General features: G+C 73.9%; 17 protein-coding genes. 16 read left to right on the top strand and 1 reads right to left on the bottom strand.

Annotated features, from left to right (window positions below):
• Positions 1-215 precede the first annotated feature (215 nt).
• From ACI79U_RS07285 to ACI79U_RS07360, 16 genes are all read left to right on the top strand, one after another.
• The gene (locus ACI79U_RS07285) at positions 216-578 is read left to right on the top strand and encodes an NADH-quinone oxidoreductase subunit A (protein ID WP_457063964.1); all 363 of its coding nucleotides are present in this window, start codon (positions 216-218) and stop codon (positions 576-578) included.
• A 36-nt stretch (positions 579-614) separates the two neighbouring features.
• Positions 615-1295: a NuoB/complex I 20 kDa subunit family protein gene (locus tag ACI79U_RS07290; RefSeq protein WP_457063962.1), complete on the top strand. Its 681-nt coding sequence runs from the start codon at positions 615-617 to the stop codon at positions 1293-1295.
• Entirely contained in the window at positions 1292-2011 is a 720-nt protein-coding gene (locus ACI79U_RS07295; protein WP_457063960.1) for an NADH-quinone oxidoreductase subunit C, read from the top strand. The genes ACI79U_RS07290 and ACI79U_RS07295 overlap by 4 nt, the downstream gene beginning before the upstream one ends.
• A complete protein-coding gene (locus tag ACI79U_RS07300) occupies positions 2008-3330 on the top strand; it encodes an NADH-quinone oxidoreductase subunit D (RefSeq protein WP_457063958.1) in 1323 nt (440 codons plus the stop codon). Before ACI79U_RS07295 ends, ACI79U_RS07300 begins: the two co-directional genes overlap by 4 nt.
• A complete protein-coding gene (nuoE, locus tag ACI79U_RS07305; protein WP_457063956.1) occupies positions 3327-4331 on the top strand; it encodes an NADH-quinone oxidoreductase subunit NuoE in 1005 nt (334 codons plus the stop codon). The genes ACI79U_RS07300 and nuoE overlap by 4 nt, the downstream gene beginning before the upstream one ends.
• Position 4332: 1 nt before the next feature.
• Positions 4333-5658: an NADH-quinone oxidoreductase subunit NuoF gene (nuoF, locus tag ACI79U_RS07310; protein ID WP_457063954.1), complete on the top strand. Its 1326-nt coding sequence runs from the start codon at positions 4333-4335 to the stop codon at positions 5656-5658.
• The gene (locus ACI79U_RS07315; protein WP_457063952.1) at positions 5658-8177 is read left to right on the top strand and encodes an NADH-quinone oxidoreductase subunit G; all 2520 of its coding nucleotides are present in this window, start codon (positions 5658-5660) and stop codon (positions 8175-8177) included. Before nuoF ends, ACI79U_RS07315 begins: the two co-directional genes overlap by 1 nt.
• Entirely contained in the window at positions 8174-9613 is a 1440-nt protein-coding gene (gene nuoH, locus ACI79U_RS07320; RefSeq protein ID WP_457063950.1) for an NADH-quinone oxidoreductase subunit NuoH, read from the top strand. Before ACI79U_RS07315 ends, nuoH begins: the two co-directional genes overlap by 4 nt.
• A complete protein-coding gene (gene nuoI / locus ACI79U_RS07325; RefSeq protein WP_457063948.1) occupies positions 9606-10262 on the top strand; it encodes an NADH-quinone oxidoreductase subunit NuoI in 657 nt (218 codons plus the stop codon). Before nuoH ends, nuoI begins: the two co-directional genes overlap by 8 nt.
• Positions 10259-11134, top strand: coding sequence for an NADH-quinone oxidoreductase subunit J (locus tag ACI79U_RS07330; RefSeq protein ID WP_457063946.1), 876 nt, complete (start codon positions 10259-10261; stop codon positions 11132-11134). The genes nuoI and ACI79U_RS07330 overlap by 4 nt, the downstream gene beginning before the upstream one ends.
• Positions 11131-11430 (top strand): NADH-quinone oxidoreductase subunit NuoK, encoded by a 300-nt coding sequence (gene nuoK, locus ACI79U_RS07335; RefSeq protein WP_457063944.1) that lies wholly within the window; start codon positions 11131-11133, stop codon positions 11428-11430. The genes ACI79U_RS07330 and nuoK overlap by 4 nt, the downstream gene beginning before the upstream one ends.
• Positions 11431-11446: 16 nt before the next feature.
• Positions 11447-13366 carry an NADH-quinone oxidoreductase subunit L gene (gene nuoL, locus ACI79U_RS07340; RefSeq protein ID WP_457063942.1) on the top strand — a complete coding sequence of 640 codons (1920 nt, stop codon included), beginning with the start codon at positions 11447-11449 and terminating at the stop codon, positions 13364-13366.
• A 28-nt stretch (positions 13367-13394) separates the two neighbouring features.
• Positions 13395-15041 carry an NADH-quinone oxidoreductase subunit M gene (locus ACI79U_RS07345; protein ID WP_457063940.1) on the top strand — a complete coding sequence of 549 codons (1647 nt, stop codon included), beginning with the start codon at positions 13395-13397 and terminating at the stop codon, positions 15039-15041.
• A complete protein-coding gene (gene nuoN, locus ACI79U_RS07350; protein WP_457063938.1) occupies positions 15041-16585 on the top strand; it encodes an NADH-quinone oxidoreductase subunit NuoN in 1545 nt (514 codons plus the stop codon). Before ACI79U_RS07345 ends, nuoN begins: the two co-directional genes overlap by 1 nt.
• A 94-nt stretch (positions 16586-16679) precedes the next feature.
• Positions 16680-17753: a polyprenyl synthetase family protein gene (locus ACI79U_RS07355; protein ID WP_457063936.1), complete on the top strand. Its 1074-nt coding sequence runs from the start codon at positions 16680-16682 to the stop codon at positions 17751-17753.
• 37 nt (positions 17754-17790) lie between these two features.
• Positions 17791-19008 carry a PQQ-dependent sugar dehydrogenase gene (locus ACI79U_RS07360; RefSeq protein ID WP_457063934.1) on the top strand — a complete coding sequence of 406 codons (1218 nt, stop codon included), beginning with the start codon at positions 17791-17793 and terminating at the stop codon, positions 19006-19008.
• A 78-nt stretch (positions 19009-19086) separates the two neighbouring features.
• On the opposite strand, the gene ACI79U_RS07365 is transcribed toward ACI79U_RS07360, so the two are convergent.
• The gene (locus tag ACI79U_RS07365; protein WP_457063932.1) at positions 19087-20403 is read right to left on the bottom strand and encodes a cytochrome P450; all 1317 of its coding nucleotides are present in this window, start codon (positions 20401-20403) and stop codon (positions 19087-19089) included.
• Between the last annotated feature and the right edge of the window lie 81 nt (positions 20404-20484).

Below are 20484 nucleotides of genomic sequence, written 5' to 3' on the forward strand. Positions count from 1 at the left end.
GTCAGGACCCCCGGTGTGAACTCGATCACCGGGGGTCCTGGTGTTCCGGCACCCCTCGGCATAGGCTTCGATCACTCAAGTTTGTGAACTTGTTCACAAGCACCAGGTGAAGCAGCTCACAGGCATCAGTCCGGTCGCCGCAGGCACGGGGAGGTCGTCGCAGTGGTCCGCTCGATGGCGCGTACGCCGCCGACCGTCCCGGCGGGGGCGCGCTGATGCTGTCGACCTACGCGCCGATCGTCGGCCTCTTCGTCCTCGCCGCGGGCTTCGCGCTCTTCTCGGTCACCGTGGCCCCGTTCGTCGGCCCGCGCCGCTACAACCGCGCGAAGGTGCAGGCCTACGAGTGCGGCATCGAGCCGGTCGACCAGCCGCTCACCGGTGGCCGCTTCCCGGTGAAGTACTACCTGACCGCGATGTTGTTCATCGTCTTCGACATCGAGATCGTCTTCCTCTACCCGTGGGCGGTCGCGAACGACGCGCTGGGCCTGTGGGGCCTCGTCGCGATGGTCGTCTTCATCGCCACCGTCTTCATCGCCTTCGCCTACGAGTGGCGCCGCGGAGGCCTCGAATGGGACTGACCCGCATCACACCGACCAGGGACGGGGGCCGCTGACATGGGCCTGGAGGAGAAGCTCCCCAGCGGAGTGCTGCTCACCAGCGTCGAGAAGCTGGTGAACTGGACGCGCAAGTCCTCGCTGTGGCCGGCCACGTTCGGGCTGGCCTGCTGCGCGATCGAGATGATGGCCTCCGGGGCCGGCCGGTACGACCTGGCCCGCTTCGGGATGGAGGTCTTCCGCGCCTCCCCGCGCCAGGCCGACCTGATGATCGTCGCCGGCCGGGTGAGCCAGAAGATGGCCCCGGTCCTGCGCCAGATCTACGACCAGATGCCCGAGCCGCGGTACGTGCTCGCCATGGGCGTCTGCGCCAGCTCCGGTGGCATGTTCAACAACTACGCGATCGTGCAGGGCGTCGACCACGTCGTCCCGGTCGACATGTACCTGCCCGGCTGCCCGCCGCGCCCGGAGATGCTCACCGACGCGATCCTCAAGCTGCACCACAAGATCCAGCACCAGCCGCTGGGCGCGAAGCGGGCCCGGGAGATGGCCGCAGCCCGCGCCGACGGCACCGCTCCCGACCTGCACCTCGAGATGCCCTCCAGCGTGCGGGTCGACAAGGAGCGGCGGCGCGCCTACGAGGAGGCCGCCGCCGCCGGCCGCACCGGCCAGTTCGCCATCGAGCAGCGCGGCGGCAACGCCGTCGCCCTGCCCGGCGCCGAGCCGGGAGCGCGACGGTGAGCGACGAGGCCGGCTTCGGGGCGGCGACGGCACCGGGCGGCGGGTTCCGCAAGGGTGCCTTCGGCGTCACCGGCAGCGGCGACACCTCCGGCTTCGGCGGCCTGGTCCGGGTCGAGCCCGGCGGCGCCATCGCCCTGCACTCGACCGAGCGGCCCTACGGCGGCTGGTTCGACGAGGTCGCCGATGCGCTCGTCGACGCCCTCGGGCAGGCCACCTACGACGCCGCCGTCCAACGGGTGCTCGTCGACCGCGGCGAGATCACCTGGTTCCTCGAGCGCGAGCACCTGCTGGCCTTCGTCCGCGCCCTGCGGGACGACGAGGCGCTGCGCTTCGAGCTGCTCTCCAGCGTCTCCGGCGTCGACTACCTCGACAGCGGCGGTCCCGAGGTCGGCCCCGGGCGCCCCCGGCTGCACGCCGTCTACCACCTGACGTCGATGACCTACCGCCGCCGGATCCGGCTGGAGGTGGCGGTGACCGCCGAGGACCCGCACGTCCCCTCGGTCACCGGCGTCTACCCGACCGCGGACTGGCACGAGCGCGAGGCCTGGGACATGTTCGGCATCGTCTTCGACGGCCACCCCGGGCTGACCCGGATCCTCATGCCCGACGACTGGGACGGCCACCCGCAGCGCAAGGACTACCCGCTGGGCGGCGTGCCGGTGGAGTACCACGGCGCGACGATCCCGCCCCCCGACGAGCGGCGGAGCTACCGATGACGACGACGCAGGACCCCTACGCCGGGTCGCGGGAGACCACCGAGGGCCGGATCTACACGGTCACCGGCGGCGACTGGGACCAGACCTTCGGCGCCGACACGCACGAGGACGAGCGGCTCGTGGTCAACATGGGCCCGCAGCACCCCTCCACGCACGGGGTGCTGCGCCTGGTGCTGGACCTCGAGGGCGAGACGGTCACCAAGGCCCGGGTGGTCATCGGCTACCTGCACACCGGCATCGAGAAGACCACCGAGTACCGCACCTGGGTGCAGGGGACGACGCTGGTCACCCGGATGGACTACCTGTCCCCGCTGTTCAACGAGGCCGGCTACTGCCTGGCCGCGGAGAAGCTGCTGGGCATCGAGGCCCCGCCCCGCGCGCAGACGATCCGCGTGCTGGTCATGGAGCTCAACCGGATCGCCTCGCACCTCGTCGCGCTGGCCACCTTCGGCATGGAGATGGGCGCGCTCACCGGGATGACCAACGGCTTCCGCGAGCGCGAACTGGTCCTCGACCTGCTCGAGGAGATCACCGGGCTGCGGATGAACCACGCCTACATCCGCCCCGGCGGCCTGGCCCAGGACCTCCCCGAGGGGTGTGTCGAGCACATCCGGGAGTTCCTGCGGGTCATGCCCGAGCGGGTCACCGGCTTCCACCGGCTGCTCACCGGCCAGCCGATCTGGCAGCGGCGCCTCAAGGACGCCGGCTACCTGGACGTGACCGGCTGCGTCGCGCTCGGCGTCACCGGTCCCGTGCTGCGCGCCGCGGGGCTGCCGTGGGACCTGCGCAAGGTCGAGCCCTACCTGGGCTACGAGACCTACGACTTCGAGGTGCCGACGGCGGACACCTGCGACGCCTGGGGCCGCTACCTGGTGCGGATGAGCGAGGTGAACGAGTCGCTCAAGATCATCGCGCAGGCGCTGGACCGGCTGGAGCCCGGCCCGGTGATGGTCGAGGACAAGAAGATCGCCTGGCCCGCGCAGCTGTCGCTGGGCGCCGACGGGCTCGGCAACTCCCTCGACCACGTCCGGCACATCATGGGCCAGTCGATGGAGGCGCTGATCCACCACTTCAAGCTGGTAACCGAGGGCTTCCGGGTGCCGGCCGGCCAGGTGTACGTGCCGATCGAGAGCCCGCGCGGCGAGCTCGGCTACCACGTGATCAGCGACGGCGGCACCCGCCCGTTCCGGGTGCACGTGCGCGACCCCAGCTTCGTGAACCTGCAGGCCACCGCGGCGATGAGCGAGGGCGGGATGATCGCCGACGTCATCGCCGCGATCGCCTCCATCGACCCCGTGATGGGAGGCGTCGACCGATGAGCGCACTGCCTGGATCGCAGGAGGGGACGGCGGTCACCGGGCTGGACTCCAGCCCGGTCGAGCCGGCCGGCCCGGACCTGCCGCCGCTGACCGAGCAGACCGAGGCCGAGGCCCGTGAGCTGATGGCCCGCTACCCGCAGGCCCGCTCGGCGCTGCTGCCGATGCTGCACCTGGTCCAGTCGGTGCAGGGTTACGTCTCCCCGGAGGGCGTCGGGTTCTGCGCCCGGCTGCTCGGGCTGACCAAGGCCGAGGTCGGCGCGGTCGCGACGTTCTACACGATGTACAAGCGGCACCCCACCGGCCGGCACCTGGTCAGCGTCTGCACCAACACGCTGTGCGCCGTCCTCGGCGGGCAGCGCATCTACGACGCGATCGCCGCCGACCTCGGCGTGGGCCACGACCAGACCGCCCCCGACGGCTCGGTCACCCTGGAGCACGCCGAGTGCCTGGCCGCGTGCGACTACGCGCCGGTGGTCACCATCGACTACGAGTTCTACGACCAGCAGGACGTCGCGTCGGCCCGCGCGCTGGTGACCGCCCTGCGGATGGGGGAGAAGCCGCCGCCCACCCGCGGTGCCCCGCTGACCGACTTCCGCGGCATCTCCCGCCAGCTCGCCGGCCTGAGCCAGCACGCCGACCCCGCCGCCGAGCGGGCCGCGATCGACGCACCGTCCACCGGGGCGCCCACCCTGGCCGGCGTCCGGCTGGCCGCCGAGCGCGGGGAGACCGCGCCGCCGATGGGCGACGCCCAGCCCGAACAGGCGCCCGAGCCGGACGTCGAGCCCGCGGCAGGGCCGGGGCAGACGCCGTCCGAGCAGGCCGCCGACACCGCCGTCGCCTCCGCCGACACCCCCGCCGAGCGGGCCGGCGCCGCGCAGCACCACCCGGACACCCCCGAGCCCGCCGGCCGCGAGCCGGCCGAGCGCGGCGACGAGGGCACCGACACCCCGCCGACCGGCACCGGCGCCGGCCAGCAGAGCTCGATCGAGCGGGAGGCCTGACATGCCCCTGACCCCCGTCCTCACGGCGCGGTTCGACGCGCCCCGCTCCTGGACGCTGGACACCTACGAGCGGCTCGACGGCTACCGGGCGCTGCGCTCGGCGCTGGCGATGGCCCCGGACGACGTCGTCGCGCTGGTCAAGGACTCCGGGTTGCGCGGCCGCGGCGGCGCCGGCTTCCCCACCGGGATGAAGTGGAGCTTCATCCCGCAGCCCAAGCCGGGGGAGGAGCCCACCGGCCCCGCGGCGGCGCCGAAGTACCTGGTGGTGAACGCCGACGAGGGCGAACCGGGCACCTGCAAGGACCTCCCGCTGATGATGGCCGACCCGCACTCCCTGGTGGAGGGGGTGATCATCACCGCCTACGCGATCCGCTCGCACTTCGCCGTCATCTACGTGCGCGGGGAGGCGGTGCACGCCCACCGCCGGCTGGTCGCCGCGGTGCAGGAGGCCTACGCCGCCGGCTACCTGGGCCGCGACGTCCTGGGCACCGGCTACGACCTGGAGCTGGTCGTGCACGCCGGCGCCGGGGCCTACATCTGCGGCGAGGAGACGGCGCTGCTGGACTCGCTGGAGGGCTACCGGGGGCAGCCGCGGCTCAAGCCGCCGTTCCCCGCGGTCGCCGGCCTCTACGGCTCCCCGACGGTGATCAACAACGTCGAGACGCTGGCCACCGTGCCCTACGTGGTCCGCGGCGGCGCCGAGTGGTTCAAGCAGTTCGGCCCGGAGAAGTCACCCGGGCCGAAGATCTACTCGCTGTCGGGCCGGGTGGTGCGCCCCGGTCAGTACGAGGCCCCGATGGGGACGACGATGCGTGAGCTGCTGGAGATGGCCGGCGGCGTCCGTCCCGGGCACCGGCTGAAGTTCTGGACGCCGGGCGGCTCCTCGACCCCCTACTTCACCCCCGAGCACCTCGACGTCCCGCTGGACTTCGACTCGGTGGCCAAGGCCGGCTCGATGCTGGGCACCACCGCGCTGATGGTCTTCGACGAGACCGACTCCATCGTCGAGGCGACGCTGCGCTTCACCGAGTTCTACGCGCACGAGAGCTGCGGCAAGTGCACCCCCTGCCGGGAGGGCACGTACTGGCTGGTCCAGATCCTGGAGCGGCTGGTGCACGGGCGGGGCCGGGCCGCCGACCTGGACCTGCTCACCGACACCTGCGACAACATCCTGGGCCGCTCCTTCTGCGCCCTCGGAGACGGCGCCACCAGCTGCATCGCCAGCTCGCTGAAGTACTTCAAGGACGACTACGTCGCGCTGCTGCCCGCCGAGGAGCAGACCCGCCTCGGCCGGTCGTTGCGGCTCGAGCCGGTTGGAGCAGCCTGATGACCCTCACCCCGGCCACCCCCGAGCCCGCGCCGGCGCTGCCGCCGGGCGCCCCGGGCCCGCACACTCCGCCCGACGCCGTGCACTGCACCATCGACGGCTTCCCGGTCGCGGTGCCCAAGGGCACGCTGATCATCCGGGCGGCCGAGCAGATCGGCGTGCAGATCCCCCGGTTCTGCGACCACCCGCTGCTGGACCCGATCGGCGCCTGCCGGCAGTGCCTGGTGGAGGTGGAGGGCCAGCGCAAGCCGGTGGCCTCCTGCACCACGCCGGTGAGCCCGGACATGGTCGTGCAGACCCAGCTCACCAGCCCGGTCGCGGACAAGGCCCAGCAGGGCACGATGGAGCTGCTGCTGGTCAACCACCCGCTGGACTGCCCGGTCTGCGACAAGGGCGGGGAGTGCCCGCTGCAGAACCAGGCGATGAGCAACGGCCGCGCCGAGAGCCGGTTCGTCGAGACCAAGCGCACCTACCCCAAGCCGCTGCCGATCAGCTCGCAGGTGCTGCTCGACCGCGAGCGCTGCGTTCTCTGCGCCCGCTGCACCCGGTTCAGCCAGCAGGTGGCCGGTGACCCGTTCATCGAGCTGTTCGAGCGCGGCGCGCTGGAGCAGGTCGCCATCTACGAGGACGAGCCGTTCGAGTCCTACTTCTCCGGCAACACCACCCAGATCTGCCCGGTCGGCGCGCTCACCAGCGCCACCTACCGGTTCCGGGCCCGCCCGTTCGACCTGCGCAGCGAGCCCAGCGTCTGCGAGCACTGCGCCAGCGGCTGCGCCCAGCGCACCGACTACCGGCGCGGCACGGTCACCCGCCGGCTCGCCGGCGAGGACCCGGCGGTCAACCAGGAGTGGAACTGCGACAAGGGCCGCTACGCGTTCCGCTACGCCAGCAGCAACGAGCGGCTGATGACGCCGCTGGTGCGGCGCGACGGGGAGCTGCAGCCGGCCTCCTGGCCGGAGGCGTGGGCCGCCGCGGCCGCGGGCCTGGCCACCGCGCGCGCGGCCGGCGGGGTCGGGGTGCTGCCCGGTGGCCGGCTCACCGTCGAGGACGCCTACGCCTACGCCGCGTTCGCCCGGGTGGCGCTGGGCACCAACGACGTCGACGCCCGGGCCCGCGCCCACTCCGCCGAGGAGCTGGACTTCCTCGCCACGCACGTCGCCGGCACCGCCCCCGGCGCCGGGGCCGTCAGCTACGACGACCTGTCGGCGGCCCCGGTGGTGCTGCTGGTCGGCTTCGAGCCGGAGGAGGAGTCGCCGATCGTCTTCCTGCGGCTGCGCCGGGCGGTCCGCACGGCCGGCCTGCAGGTGTTCGACGTCGCCCCGTTCGCCACCCGGGCTGCGGAGAAGCTGCAGGCCACCGTGCTGCCGACGGTCCCGGGGCAGGAGACCCGGCTGCTGCGCGACCTCACCGCGCACCCGGTGGACGGCGTGCTGGCCGAGGTGGCGGCGGCGCTGTTCCGGCCGGGGGCGGTCGTGCTGGCCGGCGAGCGGCTGGCCGAGGTGCCGGGCGCCTTCACCGCGCTGACCGCGCTCGCCGGTGAGACCGGTGCCCGGATCGGCTGGGTGCCGCGCCGGGCGGGGGAGCGGGGTGCGGTCGAGGTCGGTGCGCTGCCCACCCTGCTGCCCGGCGGCCGCACCGTGGCCAACGCCGCCGACCGCGCGGCGGTGGCCCAGCGCTGGGGCGCCGACGTCCCGGCCACCCCGGGCCGCGACCTCACCGGCATCCTCACCGCCGCCCGGGACGGCGCCCTGGCCGGCCTGCTCGTCGGGGGCGTGGACCCCGCCGACCTGCCCGACCCGCTGCTGGCCGAGCAGGCGCTGGCCGCCGCCGGCTTCGTGGTCAGCCTGGAGCTCTTCCCGTCCGCGGTCACCGCGCACGCCGACGTCGTCCTGCCGGTCGCCGCCGCGCCGGAGAAGGCCGGCGCCTACCTGGACTGGGAGGGCCGGGTCCGCCCGTTCGACGCCACGCTGCACGGCACCGGCCAGCTCAGCGACGGGCGGGTGCTGCAGGGGGTCGCCGAACACCTGGGCCTGGACCTGCGGCTGGGTTCGGTGACCGAGGTGCGCGCCGAGCTGATGGCGCTGGGCGGTGCGGCGCAGGCCCCCGCCGGGGTGGTCCCGGGCGTCGCGCCGGCCCCGCTGCCGGAGCTGGCCGACGACCAGGCCGTGCTGGCCTCCTGGCGGCAGCTGATCGACGTCGGGACGCTGCAGCGCGACGAGCTCGCGCTGGCCGGCACCGCCCGCCCACCGGTGGCCCGGCTGGGCAAGGACGCCGCCGGCCGGCTCGGCGTCGCCGATGGTGACCCGCTCACCGTCACCGGGCCGGCCGGGGCGACCACCCTGCCGGTGCGGATCACCGACATGCCCGACGGGGTGGTCTGGCTGCCGATGCGCTCGCCGGGCAGCGAGGTGCGCAGCCAGCTCGGCGCCGGGCCCGGCGCCGTCGTCCGGCTGGCCGGCCCGCCCCCCACCCCGGCCGGCGCGACGTCGGTCTCGAGCCTGCGGGGAGCCCAGGCATGACCGTGTTCGCCGCCGCCGACCAGCCGACGCTGGAGGACTTCGGGTCCGACGTCTGGTGGATCGTGCTCATCAAGATCGTCGGCATCTTCGGGGTGCTGGTCCTGATGACGTTGTTCGCCATCGTCTTCGAGCGCAAGGTCGTCGCGCGGATGCAGCAGCGGATCGGCCCCAACCGGGTCGGGCCGCGCGGCTACCTGCAGAGCCTCGCCGACGGCCTGAAGCTGGCGTTCAAGGAGGACATCATGCCGGCGCTGGCCGACAAGCCGGTGTACTTCCTGGCCCCGGTCATCGCCACCATCCCGGCGTTCCTGGCGTTCTCGGTCATCCCGCTCGGCCCGACGGTCAGCATCTTCGGCGAGCCCACCCCGCTGCAGCTCACCGACGCCCCGATCGGCGTGCTCATCGTGCTGGCCTGCTCGGCGATGGGCGTCTACGGCATCGTGCTCGGCGGCTGGGCCTCCGGGTCGACCTACCCGCTGCTCGGCTCGCTGCGCAGCGCCGCCCAGATGGTCAGCTACGAGATCGCGATGGGCCTGTCGATCGTGGCGGTGTTCCTCTACGCCGGCTCGATGTCCACCTCGGAGATCGTCGCCGCCCAGGCCGACGGCACCGAGCTCTCCCTCTTCGGGCTCGAGTTCACCGGGCCCAGCTGGTACGCGGTCCTGCTGCCGGTCTCGTTCGTGATCTACGTGATCGCCGTCGTCGGGGAGACCAACCGGGCGCCGTTCGACCTCCCCGAGGCCGAGAGCGAGCTGGTCGGCGGCTTCCACACCGAGTACTCGTCGCTGAAGTTCGCGCTGTTCTTCCTGGCCGAGTACATCAACATCGTCACCGTCTCGGCGCTGGCGGCGACGCTCTTCCTCGGCGGCTGGCGGGCGCCGTGGCCGATCTCGATCTGGGAGGGCGCGAACACCGGCTGGTGGCCGGTGCTGTGGTTCCTGGCCAAGGTCGTCATCGCGCTGTTCGTCTTCGTCTGGCTGCGCGGCACGCTGCCCCGGCTGCGCTACGACCAGTTCATGCGCTTCGGCTGGAAGGTGCTCGTCCCGGTCGGACTGGTGTGGATCCTCGCCGTCGCCACCATGCGGGCGGTGGCCCGCGAGGCCGACGTCGACGGCGGCCAGGTCGCGGTCTTCGTGGGCGTGCCGGTCGCGCTGCTGATCCTCGGCGGGCTGCTCCTCGTCTCCCGGCGGAGCAACCGGGACACCCGGGTGGCCGCCCGCGCCGCCGCGGCCGGCGCGCTCAACCCGACCGAACCGGACGTGCTGCCCCCGGCCGGGCAGGGCTCAGCCGCGGGCGGCTTCCCGGTGCCCCCGATGGACCTCGTCGTGCCGCCCTCCCCGCGGCTGGGCCGTCGGGAGTCCGTCGGCGCCGGCGCCGTGGTCGGCACCGGCCGGCGCGGCACCCCACCCACCGAGCAGGAGGACGGCGATGTCTGAGCAGGCCCCGGCCCGGCGCAGCGGCGCCACAGCCCTGAGCACCGACGGCACGGCCCTGAGCACCGACGCGGCGGCCCCGCGGACCGAGGGCGGGGCACCGGCCCGGCGCAGCTGGCTGCCCGGCCCCGCGCAGGGCTTCGGCGTCACCTTCGCCACGATGTTCAAGAAGGTGACCACCGAGTCCTACCCGGAGGTGCCCAAGCAGACCAAGCCGCGCTACCACGGCCGGCACGTGCTCAACCGGCACCCCGACGGCCTGGAGAAGTGCGTGGGCTGTGAGCTGTGCGCCTGGGCCTGCCCGGCCGACGCCATCTACGTCGAGGGCGGGGACAACACCGAGGACGCCCGGTTCTCCCCGGGTGAGCGCTACGGCGCCGTCTACCAGATCAACTACCTGCGCTGCATCTTCTGCGGGCTGTGCATCGAGGCCTGCCCCACCCGCTCGCTCACGATGAGCAACGACTTCGAGCTCGCCGACGACGACCGCCAGGCGCTGATCTACACCAAGGAACAGCTGATGGCCCCGCTGCTGCCCGGGATGGAGCAGCCGCCGCACCCGATGCGGCTGGGCGCCGACGAGCAGGACTACTACGTGCGCGAGCCGGAGGCCTCGTCGGCCGCCGAGCCGGTCGTCGGGGAGCGGGCGTGAACGCGCTGCCCATGGACGTCGTGGCGGCCGCCGCCGACACCGCCGTCCGGCTGGGCACCGCCGAGACGGTGGTGTTCTGGCTGCTCGCGCCGGTCGCGCTGGCCGGGGCGCTGGGCATGGTGCTCTCCCGCAACGCGGTCCACTCCGCGCTCTGGCTGGTCACCACGATGCTGGTGCTGGGCGTGTTCTACGTCGTCCAGGAGGCGCCGTTCCTCGGTGCGGTGCAGATCATCGTCTACACCGGCGCGATCATGATCCTGTTCCTCTTCGTGCTCATGCTGGTGGGCCGGGACTCCTCGGACTCGGTGGTCGAGACGCTGCGCGGGCAGCGGGTGGCCGCCCTGGTGCTGGGCGCCGGGTTCGCCGCGCTGGTCGGCGCCGGGATCGCGCGGGCCACCCAGGACCTCCCGGTCACCGGGCTCACCGCCGTGCAGGGCACCGAGGGCGGGCCGGCCGCCGGCAACGTCGAGGCGATCGCCGGTGTGCTCTACGGCCGCTACGTGCTGGCCTTCGAGGTCACCGGCGCGCTGCTGATCGTGGCCGCGGTGGGCGCGCTGCTGCTCACCCACGCCGAGCGCGACCCCGGCGACCGGCGCAGCCAGAAGGAGCTCTCCCGCGCCCGGTTCCTCACCGACCGGCCGCAGACGCTGCCCGGCCCCGGCGTGTACGCGCGGGCCAACTCCGTCGCCGCGCCCGGCCGGCTGCCCGACGGCCGCCGGGCCCCGGACACCCTGCTGACCGGGGTCGACCCGCAGCCGGTCGACCCGCTGCCCCCGGCCGGCAGCACCGGCGTCGAGCGGGAGGGGCTGCCGCACGCCGGTGGGCCGGACGCCGCGCTGGGGACGCTCGACGGGGGGAGTGGCGACCGGTGACGCTGACCAACTACCTGGTGCTCGCGGCGATCCTGTTCACCATCGGCGCGGTCGGCGTCCTGGTGCGGCGCAACGCGATCGTCGTCTTCATGTGCGTCGAGCTGATGCTCAACTCGGTGAACCTCACCCTGATCACCTTCGCCCGGGCCACCGGCACCGTCGAGGGCCAGGTCATCGCCCTGTTCGTGATGGTGGTCGCCGCCGCCGAGGTGGTCGTCGGGCTGGCCATCATCATGTCGATCTACCGGACCCGCCGTTCGGCGTCGGTCGACGACGCCAACCTCCTGAAGTACTGAGCGGAACGGGGCCGAGATGAACGAGGTCGTACCGGCGTCGCTGCCCGTCGACGGGCTGCTGTCGGTGGCCTGGCTGCTGATCGCGCTGCCGCTGGCCGGCGCCGCGGTGCTGCTGCTCGGCGGCCGGCGCACCGATCGCTGGGGCCACCTGCTGGGCACGGCGACCGTGGTCGCCGCGTTCGCGCTCGCCGTGGCGTGCACCGTGCAGCTCACCGGCCGGGCCGGGCACACCGCCAGCATCGACCTGTACACCTTCATCAGCACCGGCACCCTCGACGTCACCGCGGGGCTGCTGCTCGACCCGCTGTCGGTGGTCTTCGCACTGCTGATCACCGGCGTGGGCGCGCTGATCCACGTCTACTCGATCGGCTACATGGCGCACGACCCCGGCCGCCGCCGGTTCTTCGCCTACCTGAACCTCTTCGTCGCCGCGATGCTGCTGCTGGTGCTGGGCAACAGCTACGTCGCCCTCTACGTCGGCTGGGAGGGCGTCGGGCTGGCGTCCTACCTGCTCATCGCCTTCTGGTACACCCGCCCGGCGGCGTCCACCGCGGCGAAGAAGGCCTTCGTGATGAACCGGGTCGGCGACGTCGGCCTGGCGCTGGCGATCTTCCTGATGTTCGCCCAGCTGGGGACGACGTCCTACGCCGGCGTGCTCGGCTCGGTCGGCGCCCTGGCCGGTGGCGTGGTCACCGCGCTGGGGCTGCTCCTGCTGCTGGGTGCCTGCGGCAAGTCCGGCCAGTTCCCGCTGCAGGCCTGGCTGCCCGACGCGATGGAGGGGCCCACCCCGGTCTCCGCGCTCATCCACGCGGCCACCATGGTCACCGCCGGGGTCTACCTGATCGCCCGCAGCGCCCCCCTCTACGACGCGACCCCCACCGCCCGCACCGTGGTGCTCGCCGTCGGCGCGGTCACCCTGCTGATCGGTGCGATCGCCGGCTGCGCCCAGGACGACATCAAGAAGGTGCTGGCCTACTCCACGGTCAGCCAGATCGGCTACATGTTCCTCGCCGTCGGCCTCGGCCCGGCCGGGTACGCCGCCGGGATCGCGCACCTGCTCACCCACGGCTTCTTCAAGGCCGGGCTGTTCCTCGGCGCCGGCTCGGTCATGCACGCGATGGGCGACCGCACCGACATGCGCCGCTTCGGCGGGCTGGCCCGGCGGCTGCCGGTCACCTTCGTCACCTTCGGGCTGGGCTACCTGGCGCTGATCGGCTTCCCGTTCCTGTCCGGCTACTGGACCAAGGACGCGATCATCGAGGCCGCGCTGGACCGGGGCGACTGGTCGGGCTGGCTGCTGGGCGGGGTCGCCGTGCTCGGCGCGGGGCTGACCGCGTTCTACATGACCCGGCTGATGCTGATGACCTTCTTCGGCCGGGCCCGCTGGGAGGAGGGCACCCACCCGCACGAGGCGCCACCCACCATGACCGCGCCGATGGTGCTGCTCGCCGTCGGCTCGGTCGCCGCGGGGTTCCTGCTGGTGCAGGTCTTCCCGCTGGCCGAGTGGCTGGCCCCGGTGTTCGGGGAGCCGGCGGAGGCCGCGCACGTCGTCGCCCCGGCCGTGGTGGGGCTGGTCGTCACCGCGGTGATGGTGGTGGGGGTGCTGGCGGCCTGGCTGTTCGTCGGCCGCCGCGAGGTGCCCACCACCGCTCCGGCCCGGGTCTCGCCGGTGGTCACCGCTGCCCGCCGCGCGCTCTACGCCGACACGGTCAACGAGGCGGTCTTCATGCGCCCGGGCGTCTGGCTGACCCGCGCGCTGGTCTTCGTCGACAACCGCGGCGTCGACGGCCTGGTGAACGGCACCGCCGCCGCGCTCGGCGGCTCCTCGTCGCGGCTGGGCCGGGTGCAGACCGGCTTCGTCCGCAGCTACGCGCTGGGGGTGCTCGGCGGCGCGGTGCTGGTCGCCGGTGCGCTGGTGGCGGTGACGACGGCGTGAGCGCTGGACCCGTCCTGGAGGACGCCCGATGAGCGAGTTCCCGTTCCTGCTGGCGATGATCGCCGTCCCCGCGCTGGGGGCGGCCGTCGTCGCCGCGCTGCCGCCCGCCCGGGCCGGTCTCGCCCGGCTGCTGGCCCTGGGGATCAGCCTGCTGGTGCTGCTGCTGGCCGTGCTGGCCACGGTGGCCTTCGACACCGCCGGCCCCCGGTTCCAGCTGACCACCTCGGTGGCCTGGATCCCCGACTTCGGGGTCGAGTTCGCCCTCGGCGTGGACGGGATCGCGCTGGCGATGCTGCTGCTGGTCGGCGTGCTGGTGCCGGTCGTCGTGCTGGCCTCCTGGCGGGACGTGGCGCTCGGCCGCCGGTCGATGCGCACCTTCTGGGCCTGGCTGCTGGTGCTGGAGGCCACCCTGGTCGGCGTCTTCGCCGCCACCGACGTCTTCCTGTTCTACGTCTTCTTCGAGGCGATGCTCATCCCGATGTACTTCCTGATCGGGGGCTTCGGCGGACCGAACCGGCAGTACGCGGCGGTGAAGTTCTTCCTCTACAGCCTGCTCGGCGGGCTGGTCATGCTCGCCGCCGTCATCGGCCTCTACGTGGTCAGCAACTCCCAGCTCGGCGAGGGCACCTTCGCCTTCGACGCGCTGCGGCAGCTGGAGATCGACCCGGGCGTGCAGAAGCTGCTGTTCGCCGGGTTCTTCATCGCCTTCGCCATCAAGGCACCGCTGGTGCCCTTCCACACCTGGCTGCCCGACTCCGGTGCCGAGGCGCCCATCGGCGGCGCGGTGCTGCTGGTCGGCGTGCTGGACAAGGTCGGCACCTTCGGCTTCCTGCGCTACTGCCTGCCGCTGTTCCCCGACGCCTCCCGCGACCTGGCGCCGGTGGTGCTGGTGCTCGCGGTCGTCGGCATCCTCTACGCGGCGCTGGTGGCGATGGGGCAGAGCGACATGAAGCGGCTGGTGTCCTACACCTCGATCGCCCACTTCGGCTTCATCGCGCTGGGCATCTTCGCCTTCACCACCGAGTCGGTCACCGGCGCGGTGCTCTACATGGTCAACCACGGCATCGCGACCGGGCTGCTCTTCCTGGTGGTCGGCATGCTCATCGCCCGCGGCGGCTCCCGGCGGATCGGTGACTACGGCGGGGTCGCGGCGAAGGCGCCGATGCTCGCCGGCGCCTTCCTGATAGCCGGGCTGGCCTCGCTGGCGCTGCCGGGCACCAACAGCTTCGTCAGCGAGTTCCTGGTGCTCATCGGGTCGTTCCCGGTGTGGCCGGTGTTCACGATCCTGGCCACCGCCGGGATCGTGCTCGCCGCGCTGTACGTGCTGCTGGTCTACCAACGCACCATGCACGGCCCGCCCCGCGGCGTGCTGCTGGTCGACGACGACCCCGGTCACGCCACTGACCAGCCCGCCGCCGTCCCCCCGGGGCCGGACGGCGCCGGTGGGGCCACCGCGGTGCTCACCGCGCCGGAGCGCACCCGCACCCTGCGGGTGGCCGACCTGAGCCGGCGTGAGCTGGCCGTCGTCGCCCCGCTGGTGGCGCTGATCCTGGTGCTCGGGTTCGCCCCGCAGCCGCTGATCGACCTGGTGGAGCCCGCGGTCCAGGCGACCGTCGCCGACGTCGGCGGCGACCCGGACGGCATCGTGCCGGCCACCGAGGGAACGGGGGAGTGATGGGCGAGCTCGCGGCACCGGACCTGTCGTTCGCGGCGCTCGCGCCGCTGCTGTTCACCTTCGGGGCGGCCTGCCTGGGGGTGCTGGTGGAGGCGTTCGTGCCCCGCGCGGTGCGGCAGCAGGTGCAGGTGGTCCTGGCGCTGACCGGCACGGTCGGTGCGTTCGTCGCCGTCCTGCTGCTGGCCGGCCGCGAGGCGACCACCACCGCCGTCGGCGCGCTGGCCGTCGACGGCATGGCGCTGTTCCTGCAGGGCACCATCGCCGTCCTGGGCGCGCTGTCGGTGCTGCTGTTCGCCGAGCGGTCGCTGGACCCGGCCCGCTCGGCGTTCGTCGCCGCGGCCGCGGTCCCCGCCGGCAGCGTGCGCGACCGGCAGCTGGCCACCGACGAGCGGGTGCAGACCGAGATCTACCCGCTGGCCTCCTTCGCCATCGGCGGCATGATGCTGTTCACCGCCGCCAACGACCTGCTGCTGCTCTTCATCGCACTGGAGGTGCTCAGCCTCCCGCTGTACCTGATGGCCGGGCTGGCCCGCCGCCGGCGGCTGCTGTCCCAGGAGGCGGCGGTCAAGTACTTCCTGCTCGGCGCCTTCTCCTCCGCCTTCTTCCTCTACGGGCTGGCGCTGGTCTACGGCGCCACCGGCACCGTCCAGCTGGCCGGGATCCGGGACGCCGTGGCCGGCCAGGGCGCCGGCACCCTGCTCGTGCTGGGCCTGGGGCTGCTGATCGTCGGGCTGATGTTCAAGGCCAGCGTCGCGCCGTTCCACACCTGGACGCCGGACGTCTACCAGGGCGCCCCCACCGCGGTGACCGCCTTCATGGCCGCGGCCACCAAGGTCGCCGCCTTCGGCGCGGTGCTGCGGGTGCTCTACGTCGGCTTCGGCACCGAGGTGTGGGCGTGGCGGCCGCTGGTCTACGGCCTGGCCATCGCCTCGATGGTGATCGGTGCGGTGCTGGCGCTCACCCAGACCGACCTCAAGCGGATGCTCGCCTACTCCTCGGTGGCGCACGCCGGCTTCCTGCTCACCGGCGTCATCGGCCTGGGCGCCGGGGAGGGCTCGGGCCTGGCGGCCACGATGTTCTACCTGCTCACCTACGGGCTGATGACCCTCGGGGCGTTCGGGCTGCTGACCCTCGTCCGGGACGGCGACGGCGAGGCCACCCACCTCGCCCAGTGGGCCGGCCTGGCCCAGCGCTCCCCGATGGTGGCCGCGCTGATGACCTTCTTCCTGCTGGCCCTCGCCGGCATCCCGCTCACCAGCGGGTTCACCGGGAAGTTCGCGGTCTTCCGGGCCGCCATCGAGGACGGCGCCTGGCCGCTGGTCCTCGTGGCGCTGCTCACCAGCGCGGTGGCGGCCTTCTTCTACCTGCGGGTCGTGGTGCTCATGTACTTCTCCGAGCCGGCGCCGGACGGGCCGACCGTGGGGGTGCCGGGGCTGCCGACCACCACCGTCCTGGGCCTGACCGCGGCCGCGACCCTGGTGCTCGGCGTCATCCCCGGCGCGGTGCTGGACCTGGCCGACTCCGCCGCCGTGCTGGTCGGCTGACCGGGGCCCCCGGCCGGGTGCACGGCCGGGTGCACGGCCCGATGCACCGCCCGGTGCGCCGCGCCCGCCCGGCGGCAGCTATCTTCGGCTGTTGATGACCGGAGCCGGTACCACCAGCCCGCGTGGCGGGGGGCACGACACCGAGCGGGAGACCGCCTGGCACCGGCCCTCCAGCCCCGCCTCGACGATCGGCCCCTGGCTGCCCGAGGGTGAGCTGGGTGCTGCGCTGGCCGCCGGGCTGGTCCGGGTGGAGGACGCGCTGGCCACCGCGGTGGCCAGCGAGAACGCCTTCGTCAACGAGGCCGCCGGCCACCTGATGGCCGCCGGCGGCAAGCGGTTCCGGCCCCTGCTCGCGCTGCTCGCCGCCCAGCTCGGCGACCCGGACGCGTCCGGGGTGGTCGAGGCCGCCGTCGTCTGCGAGCTGACCCACCTGGCCACGCTCTACCACGACGACGTGATGGACGAGGCCTCCGTGCGCCGCGGTGCCCCCAGCGCCAACAGCCGCTGGGGCAACAGCGTCGCCATCCTCACCGGCGACTTCCTCTTCGCCCGCGCCTCCGACCTGCTCGCCGATCTCGGCCCCGAGGCCGTCCGGGTGCAGGCGCAGACCTTCGAGCGGCTGGTCACCGGCCAGCTGCGCGAGACCGTGGGCGCCCAGCCGGGCGAGGACCCGGTCGCCCACTACCTCGCGGTGCTGGCCGACAAGACCGGGTCGCTGGTGGCCACCTCCGCGCGCTTCGGCGCCGAGTTCGCCGGCGCGGACGCCGAGCTGGTCTCCGCGCTCACCGCGTTCGGTGAGGAGGTCGGCGTCGCCTTCCAGCTGTCCGACGACCTGCTCGACATCGTCAGCACCGACGGCGCCTCCGGGAAGCTGCCCGGCACCGACCTGCGCGAGGGTGTCGCCACCCTGCCGGTGCTCTTCGCCCTCGCCGGGGACGACCCGGCGGAGGCCCGGCTGCGCGAGCTGGTCTCCGGCCCGGTGGTCGACGACGCCGCGCACGCCGAGGCGCTGGCCCTGCTGCGCGGCTCGGCGTCGCTGGCCCGCGCCACCGCCGTCACCGAGGAGTACGCCGACCGGGCCCGCGCCCGGCTGGACGACGTCCCGGACGGGCCGGTGCGGGAGGCGCTGTCCGCCCTCTGCACCTACGTGGTCACCCGCAGCAGCTGAGCCTGCGCGACCGGTGCGGGCCGGGGATGCTGGGCTGATGACCAGCCGCCTCCGGACCGCCACCCTCCTCGCTGGCCTCCTGGCGCTGGCCGGCTGCAGCAGCTCGCCCGCCGCACCGGGCGAGGAGTCCGGGGCCGCGGCACCGGGCGCGCAGCCCGGGACCGGCGCCCCGGACGACGCGGCCGACCCCACGACGGGCGTGCCGGCCCTGGACGTGGCGGTCGTCGCCGACGGGCTGGACCACCCCTGGGACGTCGCCCAGGCCCCCGACGGGACCCTGCTGCTCGACGAGCGCAGCGGCGGCCTGACCGCGGTGCTGCCCGACGGCGAGGTGCGCCCGCTCGACGCCGACTTCGACGACCTGTTCGCCGTCGGTGAGACCGGCCTGATGGGGCTGACCCTGGACCCGGCCTTCGCCGAGAACCGCCGCTTCTACACCTGCCAGGGCGTGCAGGAGGGCGGCGGCGCGGAGATCCAGGTGATCGCCTGGACCGTCGACGAGGAGTGGACCGCGGCGACCCGCGTCGACGACCCGCTGCTGGGCGGCATCCCGGTCAACGAGCGCAGCGGCCGGCACGGCGGCTGCCGGGTCGAGTTCGGCCCCGGCGGAGCGCTGTACGTCGGCACGGGGGACAACGCGGTCGGGACCAACCCGCAGGATCTCGGAACGCTCGCCGGCAAGGTCCTCCGGATCGACCCGGACACCGGGGAGGCCCTCCCGGACAACCCGTTCACCGACGACCCCGCCGCCGCGGACCGGATCTGGACCCACGGGCACCGGAACGTGCAGGGCCTGGCCGTGCACCCGGACTCCGAGCAGGTGTACGCGGTGGAGCACGGGCCCGACCGGGACGACGAGGTGAACCTGCTCCGGCCGGGAGCCGACTACGGCTGGGACCCGGTCGGGGCGGGCACCTACGACGAGAGCGTGCCGATGACCGCCCCCGGCGCCGTGCCTGCGGTGTGGTCCTCCGGCGAGCCGACCATCGCACCGTCCGGGGCGACGTTCCTCCGCGGCGACGAGTGGGGCGGCTACGAGGGGGTGCTGATGATCGGCGTGCAGAAGGACACCGGCGTGCTCGGGCTGCGCATCGACGACGACGGCGAGCTGCTCGAGCAGTTCCGGGTCCCCGAGCTCGAGGACACCTACGGCCGTCTCCGCACCCCGGAGCAGGGCACCGACGGGGCGCTCTACGTCACCACCGACAACGGCGACGGGCAGGACCGGGTGCTCCGGGTCACGCCCCGCAGCTGACCCCGCCGTACCGGCGCGAGCTCCCGGCGGGCGGCAGCTGCAGTGGTGCCCGGCCGGCCCGTTCGTGCCCGGGGTGCCTCACGCGGTGACCGGCAAGCGCAGCGGCCCGCGCAGGACGGTCGCCACCCGGGGCACCGGGCGGCCCGCGGCGCGCAGCCGGGGTGCCCGCTCCGCCAGCAATCGGAGCGCGACCTCGCCCTCGAGGCGGGCCAGCGGTGCACCGAGGCAGTGGTGCACCCCGCTGGAGAAGGCCAGGTGGGACGAGGTCTGCACCCGGTGGAGATCGAAGCGGTCGGGATCGGGGTGCGCCGCCGGGTCACGGCCGGCAGCCGCGAGCAGCACGAGCACGCTGCTGTCCCGGCGCAGCCGCGCGCCGTCGAGCTCGGCGTCCTCGTGCGCGATGCGGGCGGTCAGCTGCACGGGCGGGTCGAACCGGAGCGTCTCCTCGACGGCCGCCGCGGCCAGTGCCGGGTCCTCGGTCAGGGCGGCCCACTGCCCCGGTTCGGCCAGCAGGGCGCGCACCGCGTTGCCGATCAGGTTCGTGGTGGTCTCGAACCCGGCGACCAGCAGCAGCTGGGCCAGGGCCAGCACCTCGTCGACGGTCGCACCGCCGTCGTCGACGGCCGCCGCCAGCGCGGACACGACGTCGTCCCCGGGGGCCCGGCGACGCTGCTCGACGAGCTCGCCGAACAGCTCTCGCAGGTCCGCGGTGGTGTCGGCCAGCTGCCGGGCGTGGGCGGGGGACCGGAGGCCGTCCAGCGCACTGCCCAGCACCTGGCCCCAGCGGGCGAAGCGGTCCCGGTCGACCGCCGGCACGGCCAGCAGCGCGGAGATCACCGTGATGGGCAGCGGGGAGGCCAGGTCGTGTACCAGGTCGAACGCGCCCCGGCTGCGCCCGCGGGCCAGCGCGTCGTCCAGCAGCCGGCCGGCGACGTCCTCGGCGACGGCGCGGTACTGGGCCAGCCGCCGGGGGGAGAAGGCGGGCTGCGCGAGCCGGCGCAGGCGGGTGTGGTCGGGCGGGTCCAGGGTCAGCAGCGACAGGTCCACCGGCTCGAACATCGCGGCGGCGGTGCTGCCCGCGCCGCCCTCCTCCATCCGGCGTCGCCCGTCCGCCAGCCGCACGCCGAACCGCCGGTCCCGGAGGACGGCCGCACAGGTGGCGTGGGTGGCCACGGCGGTGATCCCGGTGCGGCTGCGCACCGGCCCACCGCCCGGCCGCGTCTGCGCCGTGCGGATCTCCTGGTACACCGGGTAGGGGTCCAGCCGCCACGGCCGGTGCAGCAGGCGGGCCACCCGGTCGCCGCGGACCGCGAGGGCCAGCCCGCCGGTGCGCAGCGCGCCGATGCGCAGCCCGAGTCCCGTGTCGGTCCGCAGCCTGGCCAGACGGTCGTCCATCCCTGCTCACCCCCGGACGTCCCCCGGATGCGTTCAGGCACATTGAACGCCAGTGGCCCAGAACCCGGGGGGTTCTGGGCC

It is taken from the genome of Modestobacter sp. SYSU DS0904 (assembly GCF_054051115.1).

Excerpts from the sequence above, each read along its gene's own strand:
- nuoE (WP_457063956.1), top strand. The coding sequence starts at position 3,327 with ATGAGCGCACTGCCTGGATCGCAGGAGGGGACGGCGGTCACCGGGCTG.
- nuoN (WP_457063938.1), top strand. The coding sequence starts at position 15,041 with ATGGGCGAGCTCGCGGCACCGGACCTGTCGTTCGCGGCGCTCGCGCCG.
- ACI79U_RS07290 (WP_457063962.1), top strand. The coding sequence starts at position 615 with ATGGGCCTGGAGGAGAAGCTCCCCAGCGGAGTGCTGCTCACCAGCGTC.
- ACI79U_RS07365 (WP_457063932.1), bottom strand. The coding sequence starts at position 20,403 with ATGGACGACCGTCTGGCCAGGCTGCGGACCGACACGGGACTCGGGCTG.
- nuoH (WP_457063950.1), top strand. The coding sequence starts at position 8,174 with ATGACCGTGTTCGCCGCCGCCGACCAGCCGACGCTGGAGGACTTCGGG.
- nuoL (WP_457063942.1), top strand. The coding sequence starts at position 11,447 with ATGAACGAGGTCGTACCGGCGTCGCTGCCCGTCGACGGGCTGCTGTCG.
- ACI79U_RS07360 (WP_457063934.1), top strand. The coding sequence starts at position 17,791 with ATGACCAGCCGCCTCCGGACCGCCACCCTCCTCGCTGGCCTCCTGGCG.
- nuoF (WP_457063954.1), top strand. The coding sequence starts at position 4,333 with ATGCCCCTGACCCCCGTCCTCACGGCGCGGTTCGACGCGCCCCGCTCC.
- ACI79U_RS07315 (WP_457063952.1), top strand. The coding sequence starts at position 5,658 with ATGACCCTCACCCCGGCCACCCCCGAGCCCGCGCCGGCGCTGCCGCCG.
- nuoI (WP_457063948.1), top strand. The coding sequence starts at position 9,606 with ATGTCTGAGCAGGCCCCGGCCCGGCGCAGCGGCGCCACAGCCCTGAGC.
- ACI79U_RS07285 (WP_457063964.1), top strand. The coding sequence starts at position 216 with ATGCTGTCGACCTACGCGCCGATCGTCGGCCTCTTCGTCCTCGCCGCG.
- ACI79U_RS07300 (WP_457063958.1), top strand. The coding sequence starts at position 2,008 with ATGACGACGACGCAGGACCCCTACGCCGGGTCGCGGGAGACCACCGAG.
- ACI79U_RS07355 (WP_457063936.1), top strand. The coding sequence starts at position 16,680 with ATGACCGGAGCCGGTACCACCAGCCCGCGTGGCGGGGGGCACGACACC.
- ACI79U_RS07345 (WP_457063940.1), top strand. The coding sequence starts at position 13,395 with ATGAGCGAGTTCCCGTTCCTGCTGGCGATGATCGCCGTCCCCGCGCTG.